Annotated in this window: 10 protein-coding genes; 6 read left to right on the top strand and 4 right to left on the bottom strand. The window is 65.7% G+C overall.

Going from position 1 to position 11,991, the window contains the following annotated elements:
- Positions 1–7: 7 nt before the first annotated feature.
- Positions 8–1,285, bottom strand: coding sequence for an MFS transporter (locus ACE039_RS03920; protein ID WP_485821722.1), 1,278 nt, complete (start codon positions 1,283–1,285; stop codon positions 8–10).
- Between the two features lie 164 nt (positions 1,286–1,449).
- Here ACE039_RS03920 and ACE039_RS03915 point away from each other — a divergent pair, with 164 nt between their 5' ends.
- Entirely contained in the window at positions 1,450–2,268 is an 819-nt protein-coding gene (locus ACE039_RS03915; RefSeq protein ID WP_485821721.1) for an AraC family transcriptional regulator, read from the top strand.
- Between the two features lie 225 nt (positions 2,269–2,493).
- Positions 2,494–5,100 carry a penicillin-binding protein 1A gene (locus ACE039_RS03910; RefSeq protein WP_485821720.1) on the top strand — a complete coding sequence of 869 codons (2,607 nt, stop codon included), beginning with the start codon at positions 2,494–2,496 and terminating at the stop codon, positions 5,098–5,100.
- 73 nt (positions 5,101–5,173) lie between these two features.
- On the opposite strand, the gene ACE039_RS03905 is transcribed toward ACE039_RS03910, so the two are convergent.
- Entirely contained in the window at positions 5,174–5,887 is a 714-nt protein-coding gene (locus ACE039_RS03905; RefSeq protein ID WP_448713002.1) for a metallophosphoesterase, read from the bottom strand.
- A gap of 246 nt (positions 5,888–6,133) precedes the next feature.
- Here ACE039_RS03905 and ACE039_RS03900 point away from each other — a divergent pair, with 246 nt between their 5' ends.
- The gene (locus ACE039_RS03900; RefSeq protein ID WP_105558874.1) at positions 6,134–7,309 is read left to right on the top strand and encodes a PepSY-associated TM helix domain-containing protein; all 1,176 of its coding nucleotides are present in this window, start codon (positions 6,134–6,136) and stop codon (positions 7,307–7,309) included.
- Entirely contained in the window at positions 7,306–7,503 is a 198-nt protein-coding gene (locus tag ACE039_RS03895; protein ID WP_105558873.1) for a hypothetical protein, read from the top strand. The genes ACE039_RS03900 and ACE039_RS03895 overlap by 4 nt, the downstream gene beginning before the upstream one ends.
- A gap of 67 nt (positions 7,504–7,570) precedes the next feature.
- On the opposite strand, the gene ACE039_RS03890 is transcribed toward ACE039_RS03895, so the two are convergent.
- Positions 7,571–8,398 (bottom strand): aldo/keto reductase, encoded by an 828-nt coding sequence (locus ACE039_RS03890; protein ID WP_105558872.1) that lies wholly within the window; start codon positions 8,396–8,398, stop codon positions 7,571–7,573.
- 263 nt (positions 8,399–8,661) lie between these two features.
- Between ACE039_RS03890 and ACE039_RS03885 the strand changes: the two genes are divergently transcribed.
- Positions 8,662–10,467: an ABCB family ABC transporter ATP-binding protein/permease gene (locus ACE039_RS03885; protein WP_199196889.1), complete on the top strand. Its 1,806-nt coding sequence runs from the start codon at positions 8,662–8,664 to the stop codon at positions 10,465–10,467.
- 52 nt (positions 10,468–10,519) lie between these two features.
- A complete protein-coding gene (locus tag ACE039_RS03880; RefSeq protein WP_310033408.1) occupies positions 10,520–10,906 on the top strand; it encodes a Rieske (2Fe-2S) protein in 387 nt (128 codons plus the stop codon).
- A gap of 36 nt (positions 10,907–10,942) precedes the next feature.
- Here ACE039_RS03880 and ACE039_RS03875 read toward each other — a convergent pair whose 3' ends face one another.
- Positions 10,943–11,926 carry a bile acid:sodium symporter family protein gene (locus ACE039_RS03875; RefSeq protein ID WP_105558870.1) on the bottom strand — a complete coding sequence of 328 codons (984 nt, stop codon included), beginning with the start codon at positions 11,924–11,926 and terminating at the stop codon, positions 10,943–10,945.
- Positions 11,927–11,991: the final 65 nt, after the last annotated feature.

Raw genomic sequence — 11,991 nt, 5'->3', positions numbered from 1 at the left:
GGCCCCTTCAGCCCCGGGTGTTGCCAGCCCGGGGCTTCTCGACATTCGGCAACAGGATCGCCACCACGCCCAGCAACGGCAGATACGCGCACACCTGGTACACATAGCCCAGGCTGGTCGCGTCCGCCAGTTTGCCCAGCGCCGCGGCGCCCACGCCGCCCATCCCGAACGCGAAGCCGAAGAACAGGCCGGCGATCATGCCGACTTTGCCCGGCACCAGTTCCTGCGCGTAGACCACGATGGCGGAAAACGCCGACGCCAACACCATGCCGATCACGACGACCAGCGCGCCGGTCCAGAACAGGTTTGCGTACGGCAGCATCAGCGTGAAGGGCGCCACGCCCAGGATGGATACCCAGATCACGATCTTGCGGCCGACGCGGTCGCCGATAGGTCCGCCCACCACCGTGCCCACCGCCACCGCGGCCAGGAACAGGAACAGGTACAGCTGCGCCTCCCGCACCGACAAGCCGAACTTGCCGATCAGGTAGAAAGTGAAATAGCTGTTCAAGCTGGCCAGATAGAAGTACTTGGAGAACACCAGCACGCCCAGCACGGTCAGCGCGCCAAGCACCTGGTTGCGCGACAGCCCGTTGCCCGCCCCGTCGCGCCGCGCGCGTGGCTTGAGCCGCACGCGGTTGGCGCTGTACCAGCGTCCGATGCCCGTCAGCACCACGATGCCGAACAACGCCGCCAGCGAAAACCACGCCACGCTGCCCTGCCCGTGCGGAATGATGAACAAGGCCGCCAGCAGCGGCCCCAGCGCCGACCCCACGTTGCCGCCCACCTGGAAAAGCGATTGCGCCAGACCGTGTCGCCCGCCCGACGCCATGCGCGCCACTCGCGACGACTCCGGATGAAACACGGACGAACCCGTTCCCACCAGCACGGCGGCCACCAGCAGCCAGCCGAACGACGGCGCCACCGACAGCAGCAGCAGGCCCACCAGCGTGAAGCCCATGCCCACCGGCAAGGAATACGGCTTGGGATGGCGGTCGGTGTAGAAGCCGATGAACGGCTGCAGCAGCGACGCCGCCAGCTGATAGACCAGCGTGATCATCCCGATTTGTGCGAACGACAGGCTGAACGACGCTTTCAGCATCGGATAGATGGCCAACAGGATCGACTGGATCATGTCATTCATCAAATGCGCCACGCTGATGGCGCCCAGCACCTTGAACGCGGTGGACGGGTCCGAGGCCGCCGGTGCAGCAGCCGGCGTGGAAGCAGGAGTAGGAAGGGTGGCGTCCGTGACGTTGGCGACAGGGTTCTGGGCGGAATTCATGGTGCGCATGCAAGAGGGTCAGGGGCCCGGCGCCATGCCGGGGACCAGAAGACAGTGTAGAAATCCGCCGCAACGAAGATCTGCCAATTTTCGTCGGGCAAGTGACAAAATACGGCTACGGCCCTTTCAGGTTTCGCCTCATCCTTTTGTCGGAAGTGACACTCGTGCCTACCCGCCCGCCCCTGCCCGACGCCGCCCGCAGCATCAATGCCCAGGACTACCAGCACCTGCCGCGCGCGGTCACGGCCATGGCCAAGGAATTCCCGGCGGGCGCGCAAACCGGCGCGCACGCCCATCCCCGCGCTCAGTTGATCTATGCGGTCGACGGCGTGATGCGCGTCACCACGCCCAGCGGCTTCTGGGCGCTGCCGCCGCTACGCGCGCTGTGGGTGCCGGCGGGCGTGCCGCACGGCGTCGACATGGTTGGCGCGGTGTCCATGCGATCGCTCTACATCCAGGCCGGGGTGGCGGCGGATTACTGGCCGCAGTGCCAGGTGGTCGAGGTCAGCGGACTGCTGCGTGAACTGATCCTGGCGTTGACGGCGGCGCCCGCCGATTACCCGCTGGGCGGCCGCGAAGAACAGGTCGCGGCACTGATCCTGTCCGAACTGGCGGCCGCCCGCGTGGTGCCCATCCAGATTCCCTGGCCGCGCGACCGCCGCCTGCAGACCATCTGCATGGCCATCCTGGACCAACCCGGCCTGCAACGCAGCATCGAAGACTGGGGCAGCGACGTGGGCGCCAGCGCCCGCACCCTGATCCGTCTGTTCCAGGCCGAACTGGGCCTGAACTATCGGCAGTGGGTGCAGCAGGTCCGGCTGGCGGACGCCGTGTGCCGCTTGTCGCTGGGGGTACCGGTGGCGCGAATAGCAGCCGACCTGGGGTACCGCAGCCCCAGTGCGTTCAGCGCGATGTTCCACCGGGCGCTGGGCGCGCCGCCGCAACGGTACCTGCAAGACGCCAATGCGCTGAACCGACGCTGAATTCCGACAAAAGCGTGCAACCGGCCTTGCCGTTTGTCACGGCGCGCAATACATTTCACAGCGCATTTCGATGCGCACGCGCGCGAAACCCCCGCCCCGCGTATCCTAGACCCCGTCCCTATATTTACGTGGCACACGCCCCCCACCGCTCCCCGGCAACTTTGGTTACTGAAACCTTATTGCGCCATGGCCGGTCTATAGCGTTCTGTCCTAGAATCGCCTGCAATGAGCACCCCCCAGCAATCCTCCGCCACCCCGGGCGGCAAATCGGGCCTTCCCTGGAAACGAATCCTGGTCAAAGCGGGTATCGCCGCGGCCGGCGCTGGCGTGTGCGGGGCCGTTCTGCTTGGCCTTGCCCTGGCGCTGGCCTGGCCCAGCCTGCCCGATCTGCACGCCATGACGGACTATCGCCCGCGGGTGCCGCTGCGCATCTATACGGCCGATAAAGTGCTGATCGGTGAATACGGCGAAGAGCACCGCAACGTGCTGCGCTTCGACGAGATCCCGGCCGTGATGCGCCAGGCGGTGCTGGCGGCCGAGGACGACCGCTTCTACAGCCACGGCGGGGTGGACTGGATGGGCGTCGCGCGCGCGGTGCTGACCAACGTCGTCAAGGGCTCGAAGTCGCAAGGGGGCAGCACGATCACGATGCAGGTGGCGCGCAATTTCTACCTGTCGTCGGAAAAGACCTATTCGCGCAAGTTCTACGAGCTGCTGCTGACCTTCAAAATCGAAAACGAGCTCAGCAAGGACCAGATCCTTGAGCTCTACATGAACCAGATCTACCTGGGCCACCGCGCCTACGGTTTCGCGGCCGCCTCGCGTACTTACCTGGGCAAGCCCCTGTCCGAGGTGACGCCGGCCGAAGCCGCCATGCTGGCCGGCATCCCCAAGGCCCCCTCGCGCTTCAACCCCATCACCAACTTTCCGCGCGCGGAAATCCGCCAGCATTACGTGCTGGGCCGCATGAAGACGCTGGGCTACCTGACGCCCGAGCAGGCCGATGAAGCCCTGAAGCAGCGCCTGACGATCCGCGGCGCAGACGGCACCAGCGCGCGCGGCTTCGCCGTGCATGGCGACTACCCCGCCGAACTGGCACGCCAACTGATGTATGGCGTGTTCCAGGAAGAAACCTATTCCAAGGGCATCGACGTCTACACCACGATCGATTCCAAGGCCCAGGAAGCCGCCTACCGCGCCGTGCGCGACGGCGTGCTGGACTACACGCGCCGTGCCGTGTATCCCGGCCCGGAAGACCAGCTCGACCTGCCCGACGGCGTGGAAAGCGATCCCCTGGCACTGGACGAGATCCTGGACGGCGTGCAGGACAAGGCGCCCGACAGCGAAGACCTGCTGGCGGCCGTGGTGCTGGCGGCCAGCCCCACGGAAGTGAAGCTGGCCCGCAGCGGACGCGACATCATCACCATTTCGGACAAGAAGGCGCTGGCCGTCGTGGCCCGCGCCCTGAACCCGAAGGCCAGCGACAGCCAGCGCATCCGCCGCGGTTCCGTGGTCTACATCCACAAGACCGGCGACAAGGAAACGGACGGCTGGGAAATCATCAACATGCCGGCGCTACAGGCGGCGCTGGTGTCCATGGCCCCCCAGGACGGCGCCATCCGCGCCATGATCGGCGGCTTCGACTACAACCGCGGCACCTTCAACCGGGTGACCCAGGCCTGGCGCCAGCCCGGTTCCAACATCAAGCCGTTCGTCTACGCGGCGGCGCTGGAACGCGGCTTCACGCCCGCCACGCAGATCTCGGACCAGCCGTTCATGCTGACCGCGGCCCAGACCGGCTCGAAGGACTGGCAGCCCAAGAACGACGGCAACAAGTACGAGCCCATGCTCACCTTGCGCCAGGGCCTGTACCGTTCCAAGAACATGGTGTCGATCCGCATCCTGCAAGCCATCTCGCCACAGTATGCGCAGGACTACCTGACCCGCTTCGGCTTCGATAAGTCGCGCTGGCCGGCCGTGCTGCCGCTGGCGCTGGGCGCGGGCGGCGCCACGCCTTTGCAGGTGGTCAATGGCTACAGCGTCTTCGCCAACGGCGGCTATCGCGTCACGCCGTATCTGGTCGATCACGTCACCGACCGCTCCGGCAAAGTGCTGATGCAGGCGCAACCCGTCCGCGCGGGCGACGAAGCCGCCCGCGCCATCGATCCGCGCACCGCCTGGGTCATGGACGACATCCTGCGCGGCGTCACCACCAGCGGCACCGCGGCGCGCGCGCACCAGGTGCTCAAGCGCAACGACGTCGGCGGCAAGACCGGCACCACCAACGAAGCCGTGGACGTCTGGTTCTCGGGTTTCACGCCCGCGCTGGCCACCACGGTCTGGATGGGTTTCGATCAGCCAAAATCGCTGGGCACGAACGAATTCGGCAGCGGCCTGGCCCTGTCGACCTGGCTGGACTTCATGCAGCCGGTGCTCAAGGGCGTGCCGGACGCCAAGCAGGCGCCGCGCCCGGATGGGCTGCTGGTCGAGAACGGCGAGTACTACTTCTCGGAATTCCCGCCGGGCCAGGCCGTCGCCTCGCTGGACTTGTCCTCGGGCGATGCCCTGACCGACTTCCTCAACAACAACCGCTCCACCGACGGAGTCGACACCTCGGTCAAGCCGCTGCCGGCCCCTGGCACCTCCGTGCAGCCGCCGAACCCCAACAGCCCGATCCAGGCCCCATTGATGCCGATCCCGGCGCCCCGGGCGAACAACGCCCCCGCCGCAGGGTCGCCTGCTGCAGGAACACCTGCCCTCGGCCTGGACGGCAACGGCGTCAGCGCAAGCGCGATCACCACCTCTGCCCCAGTCGCGGCCCGGCCGCTCTGATCCCGGCCTTGCACCAACGCAAAGGGCGCCTCCAGGGCGCCCTTTTCCGTTCCACCGGCTGACGACCGGCGGCCTACTCCTCGGTCGCCAGCTCGGTGACGACCTCGCGTGGCCAGGCCTGCAGGGACTCCAGGTCCAGCAGCGTGAAATAACCCGACCGCCAGCCCTCGGTATCGATGTGATACACGTTGCCCAATAGCAGGGGCGCCGCCACCGGCGTATGTCCCGCCACCACCGCCCGCACGCCCTTGATGAACGTCCTGTCCATTTGCCGCAGGCGTTCCCGCGACCACTGGCACGCCGCGCTGGTGCGCTTGTAGCGGTCTTGCAACGCGGATTCCAGCCTTGGCCAGAACAGCACCGGGCAATCCGCGTGCAACAAACCGACCGCGCCGGCCGACGTCTCGACCTCGATGGCAATGGGCAGCCGCGCAAACGCTTCGGCAAAGACTTCCTGACGGTCGGGCGGCAGGTCCAGGAACCAGCCGCCGCCATAGCCTCGCCAGTTCATGACGTCCACCTGCCCCGTGCGGACGTGGCGGATCGCATAGTCTTCATGATTGCCCTGCACCGCATGGAACCAGGGCTGGGCCAGCCATTCCAGCGCGGCCTCGCTTTCCGGGCCCCGGTCGACCAGATCCCCCACCGAAAACAGCCGGTCGCGCGCCGGGTCGAAGCCCAGCCGGTCCAGACTTTCCTGTAGACGGGAAAAATGCCCATGCACGTCGCCCACCGCAAAATCGCGGCCGCGTTCATTGCGGGGAATTTTCAGAAATCGCTGCTCCATGATGATCCGGAAACCACCCACCGCGAACGGGGACGGATCCGTCCCCACCAGCCGGTCGTGGCAATGCCTGCCTGTTGAAACCTGACCCTTCTTTTTAACCCGCTTTGCTGCGCGGCGCCGTCTCGCCCCCCTCGGCGTCGGGGTCAAAATATTGCGTTACGAGAATCGGTATTGTTCGTGATAATGTTCCGACTTTCCCAACTAATAACTGAAAGGGGGCCGCGCAGGCCACCTTTTGCCGTCGCCATGACAGCCGCTTCCACCATCAAGACCTGGTACTGGATCCATAAATGGACCAGTCTCGTCTGCACCATCTTCCTGCTCATCATCTGTCTTACCGGCTTGCCGCTGGTGTTCCATCACGAAATCGAGCATTGGCTGGATGACGCCAAGCCCCTGTCGGACGTGCCGGCCAACACGCCGCCCGCCCACCTGGACAAGCTTGTCGAAAGCGCCAAGTCCCTGTATCCGGGTGAAGTGATCGACTACCTGTTCTTCGACCCCGACGAACCCCAGGTCTGGGTGGGCATGGCCAAGACGCCGGGCGACGGCCAGGTCTCCGGGCACGCCGTGCGCATGGACGCCCGCACGGGCGACGTGCTGCTCGAGGGCCCGCTTTATACTGAGGACAAGTTCTCTTTCATGGGCATCATGCTGGCCCTGCACGTGGACCTGTTCGCGGGGCTGCCGGGCGAACTGTTCCTGGGCTTCATGGGCCTGCTGTTCTGCGTGGCCATCGTGTCCGGCGTCGTGCTGTACGGCCCTTTCATGAAGAAGCTGGAGTTCGGCACCGTTCGCGCCGCGCGGTCCTCGCGCCTGAAATGGCTCGACCTGCACAACCTGCTGGGCATCGTCACGCTGGTCTGGGCGTTCGTGGTGGGCGTCACGGGCGTCATCAATGAACTGTCCACGCCGTTGTTCCGCCTGTGGCAATCGACCGAACTCGTGCGCATCCTGGAGCCCTACAAGGGCCAGACCGTGCCGACGGAACTGGCATCAGCCCAACTGGCGGCCGACACGGCGAAAAAAGCCCTGCCGGGCAACGAAGTGTCGTTCATCGCCTTTCCCGGCAACGCGTTCGGCAGCCCGCACCACTACATCGCCTGGATGCGCGGCGATACGCCGTTGACGTCTAAATTGAACACACCGGTGCTGGTGGACGGCAAGACCGGCGCGCTGACGACCGTGGCCAAGATGCCCTGGTACCTGACCGCGCTTGAAGTGTCCCGCCCCCTGCACTTTGGCGACTACGCCGGCCTGCCCCTGAAGATCATCTGGGCCCTGCTGGACCTGATCACCATCGTGGTCCTCGTCAGCGGCCTCTACCTGTGGGTGGCGCGCCGCCGCGCCACCGAAGCGCGCATCAACGAACTCGTGAAAAAGCACCAGGCCGCCGCCACCCCGCAAAGGACTCCCGCATGAGCGCCCGTAAAAGCAAAGGCGGCCGCGGCTTTATGTTTGTCTGGGGTGTGCCGATCCTGCTGGGCGCGCTAAGCGTGTTCGGCCTGCTGGCTGCCTTGCTTGGCACGGGCGGCTGGCACTGGGCCTCGTGGATCACGCTGACCATCCTGTTGGTCGTCATCGTGCGTTACTGGTGCTTTCCGCTGAAGCACTAGCCCGTCGGACAGAGGGGTGTCGGGGCCCCGCAGCCCCACCCCCGCCGATTTTTTTCGCTGGCCGGCCTTAGGCGCCGAAGCGCTCGGGGTCCGGCCCCAGGCGCGCGCCTTCCTTGATACCGTCAATCGCCGCCATGTCGTCGCCCGACAGCTCAAAGTCGAAAACGTCGATGTTTTCACGGATGCGGGCGGGCGTGACCGATTTCGGGATCACGATCAGATCGCTCTGCAAATGCCACCGCAGCGTGACCTGCGCAGGCGACTTGCCGTGCTTTTTGGCCAGATCCAGGATGACCTTTTCCTTGGTGATGCCGCCTTGGGCCAGCGGGCTCCAGGATTCCGTCGCAATCCCGTGCTTGGCATGGAACGCCCGCAGCTCGCGCTGGGTGAAGCCGGGATGCAACTCGATCTGATTCACCGCCGGCACCACTTTCGACGATTCCATCAGCCGCTCAAGATTGGCCTGCGTGAAATTGGATACGCCGATCGAACGGGCGCGGCCGTCTTCCTTCATCTCGACCATGGCGCGCCAGGCGTCCAGGAATTTGGTGCTGCCCGCCACCGGCCAATGGATCAGGTACAGGTCCACATACGCCAGGCCCAGCTTCTCCAGGCTCTCGTCCATCGCCTTGTGGGCGTCGTCGTAGCCATGGCGGTCGTTCCATAGCTTGGTGGTCACGAACAGATCCTTGCGTGCCACGCCGGCCGCTCGCAGCCCGGCGCCCACCCCCTGCTCGTTGCCATAGATGGCCGCGGTATCCACCGAGCGGTAACCCGCCGCCAGCGCCTCCTTGACGCTGGACGCCGCCTGCTCGTCCGGCACCTGCCAAACGCCCAGACCCAGTTGCGGGATCTTGTTGCCGTCGTTCAATTTCACTGCGGGTACTTTCGCCATAAGACCCTCCGTTGCTTGCACCGCGACACCGGCGCGGCGAATATGCGCCAGGTCGCGCAATCCTGGGCACAGCCCGGCTTACCCCAGGATTGAAGAGAAAAAAGGAGCGGGCTTGCCGAGCTACGCCCGCATCGCAATACCGGATAGACGTCCCCCGGCAATGGTCCGTATGCACCAGGGGTTATCAGCCAAATAATAGCGCCGGTGCCCGATAATGGCCGGCAGACGCCCTCCCGCCCCCCGCATCCGGTCCCCAGCCAGCCATGACTCCCCCTGACGCGCCGCCCAGCAACCGCGGCGGTTTTTCCACCTTGCGCACCCTGTTTCCCTATCTTTGGCCCCCGGGCATGACGGGGCTGAAAGTGCGCGTCGTCGCCGCCCTGCTCTGTCTGTTCGCCGCCAAGGCGGCGACCGTCTACGTGCCCCTGATCTACAAGCACGCCATCGACGAACTGGGCAAAGGCGCCCCCGGCGCCGTGACGGTACCGCTGGGGCTGATCCTGGCCTACGGCACGGCCCGGGTGCTGTCGTTGCTGTTCTCCGAACTGCGCGACGCCATTTTCGCGCGGGTCGGTCAGCACGCCATCCGCGCCGTCGGCCTGCGGATCTTCCGGCACCTGCACGCCCTGGCGTTGCGTTTTCATTTGTCGCGCCAGACCGGCGGGTTGACCCGTGCCATCGAACGCGGCACCAAAGGCATCCAGACGCTGCTGTCGTTCCTGCTGTTCAACATCCTGCCGACATTCTTTGAAATCGGCCTGGTCTGCATCGTGCTTTGGAAAATGTTCGATGTCTGGCTGGCGTTGGCCACGGGCGCGACCGTGATCCTGTACATGGCCTACACGCTTGCCGTCACCGAGTGGCGCGCCAAGTTCCGGCGCCAGATGAACGAGACCGACTCCGAGGCCAACACCAAGGCCATCGAAAGCCTGCTGAACTACGAGACCGTCAAGTACTTCGGCAACGAAGAGCACGAGGCACGCCGCTACGACGCCTCGCTGACCCGCTACGAACGCGCCGCCGTGCGCAGCCAGGTCAGCCTGTCGATCCTGAACGTGGGCCAGGCCGCCATCATTTCGGTCGGCCTGACGCTGGTGATGTGGATGGCCGCCACCGGCATCGCCGAAGGCCGCTACACGCTGGGCGATTTCGTGCTGGTCAACACCTACCTGCTGCAGCTGTACCAGCCGCTTAGCTTCTTCGGCTTCATCTACCGCGAGATCAAGCAGGCCATCATCGACATGGAACGCATGTTCGAACTGCTAGGCCAGGACCGCGAAGTGGCCGACCACCCCGACGCGCACCCGCTGCGGATCTCGGGCGGCCAGGTCGAATTCCGCGACGTCCATTTCGGCTACGACGCGCGCCGCCCCATTCTGAAGGGCGTCAGCTTCACCATCCCTGCGGGCAAGACGGTGGCGGTCGTCGGCACGTCCGGCGCCGGAAAATCCACGATCGGTCGCCTGCTGTTCCGCTTCTACGACGCCGATAGCGGCGCCATCGTCGTCGACGGCCAGAACGTGCGCGACGTCACGCAGGCCAGCCTGCGCGCGGCCATCGGCGTGGTACCGCAGGACACGGTGCTGTTCAATGACACCATCCACTACAACATCGGCTACGGCCGGCCCGGCGCAACCGATGCCGACATCCAGGCCGCTGCGCGGCTGGCGCATATCCACGACCTGATCATGACGATGCCCGATGGCTACCAGACCATGGTGGGCGAGCGCGGCCTGAAGCTGTCGGGCGGTGAAAAGCAGCGCGTGGCGATCGCCCGCACGATCCTGAAAAATCCCGCCATTTTCCTTTTCGACGAAGCCACCAGCGCGCTGGACACCCATACTGAACGCGAAATCCAGGCCAACCTGCGGGAAGTCAGCCAAGGGCGCAGCACGCTGATCATCGCCCACCGGCTGTCGACGGTCGCCGACGCGGACGAGATCATCGTGCTGTCCGAAGGCCGCGTCATCGAACGCGGCCGCCATCCGCAGCTGCTGGCGCAAGGCGGCGTCTACGCCGGCATGTGGGCCCGCCAGCAGGACAGCGCCCCGGTCCTGCCCGCCGATTGACAAGCCCCGCGCCCTGTCCGAAGATCGCACCCTTTTCCCCACGAGGCTTGCCATGCTGGAATCCCCCGCCGCCCCCGAAGTCCGAGTCTGCGCTGCCGCCGAGCTCGTCAACGGCGGCCTGGGCGTGAAAGTGCCGGTGACCGATAGCGCGGGCCGGACGACCGCGTTCTTCGTTCGCTATCAGGACCGCGTGCATGGCTACTTGAACCGCTGCGCCCACGTCGGGGTCGAACTCGATTGGGAAGGCAGCTTCTTTACCCGCGCCGGCGACCTGATCATGTGCGCACGCCACGGCGCAACCTACCAGCCCGACACCGGCCTGTGCGTGGGCGGTCCCTGCAAGAATGGCCGCCTGACGGTGCTTGCCGTCGAAGAACGCGACGGCGCCGTGTTCTGGCAGCCCGGCGGCAAGATCCGCCCGCTGGACGACCAGGCCTGACTGACCGACCGACGACCTCGACCGGCCCCCCGCTGGCTAAGCGCCCACCACCGCTTCCCGGGCCGGCTCCACGCGTTCCGCATAGCGGCGCGCCAACACGGCGCAGACCATCAGCTGCATCTGGTGGAAGATCATCAACGGCAGCACCACCACGCCCATCTGCGCGGTGCCGAACAGCACGGCCGCCAGCGGAATGCCCGAGGCCAGCGACTTCTTCGATCCGCAAAAGACCAGCGTGATCTCGTTTTCCTTGGACAGCCCGAGCTTGCGGCTGCCCCACGTCGTGATCAGCAGCACCGCCCCCAACAACATCGCGTTCACCAGCACCATCGTGGCCAGATCGATCGCGGGAAACGCATGCCAGATGCCTTGCGCCACCGCTTCGCTGAACGCGGTGTAGACCGCCAGCAGGATCGAACTGCGGTCCACCTTTGACAAGGCGCGGTTGTTGCGCTGCGCCCACGCCCCGATCCACGGCCGCAGCAGGCTGCCCACCGCGAACGGCAGCAACAGTTGCAGCAGGATGCGCCCCGCGTCGGCCAGCCCGTGGCCGCCGCCCTGGCGGTGCAACAGCACGGCCACCAGCAACGGCGTCAGCACGGTGCCCAGCAGATTGGACGCCGTCGCGGCGCAAATGGCGCCGGGCACGTTGCCGCGCGCCATGGACGTGAAGGCGATCGACGACTGCACGGTGGAAGACAGCGTGCAGACGAACAGGACGCCCAGCCACAGCGACGGCGCCAGCAATCCAGGGAACAGCGCCCTCAAGCCCAGGCCCAGCGCCGGGAACAAGACGAAGGTGCTTGCCAGGATCAGCCCATGCAAGCGCACATCCTTCACGCCCGCCACGATGGCGTCGGTGGACAGGCGCGCGCCATGCAGGAAGAACAGCAACGAGATGGCGATGTTGCTGGCCACCATCATGAATGACGCACCTTTGCCCACTGCGGGGAAAAAGCTGGCGAAAACCACGGTGGCGATCAGGGTGAGCGTGAATGAGTCGGGCAGGAAGCGGCGCATGGCGAGAGGATTTTCCGAGAAGTTACGGAAAACTATAGGCGCGCCTCTTGCCATCGTGAAGTCCA

The sequence above is a fragment of the Achromobacter maghribensis genome, assembly GCF_057334215.1.
The sequence above is the reverse complement of the archived record's forward strand: the minus strand, read 5'-3'. Positions and strand labels throughout refer to the sequence as shown.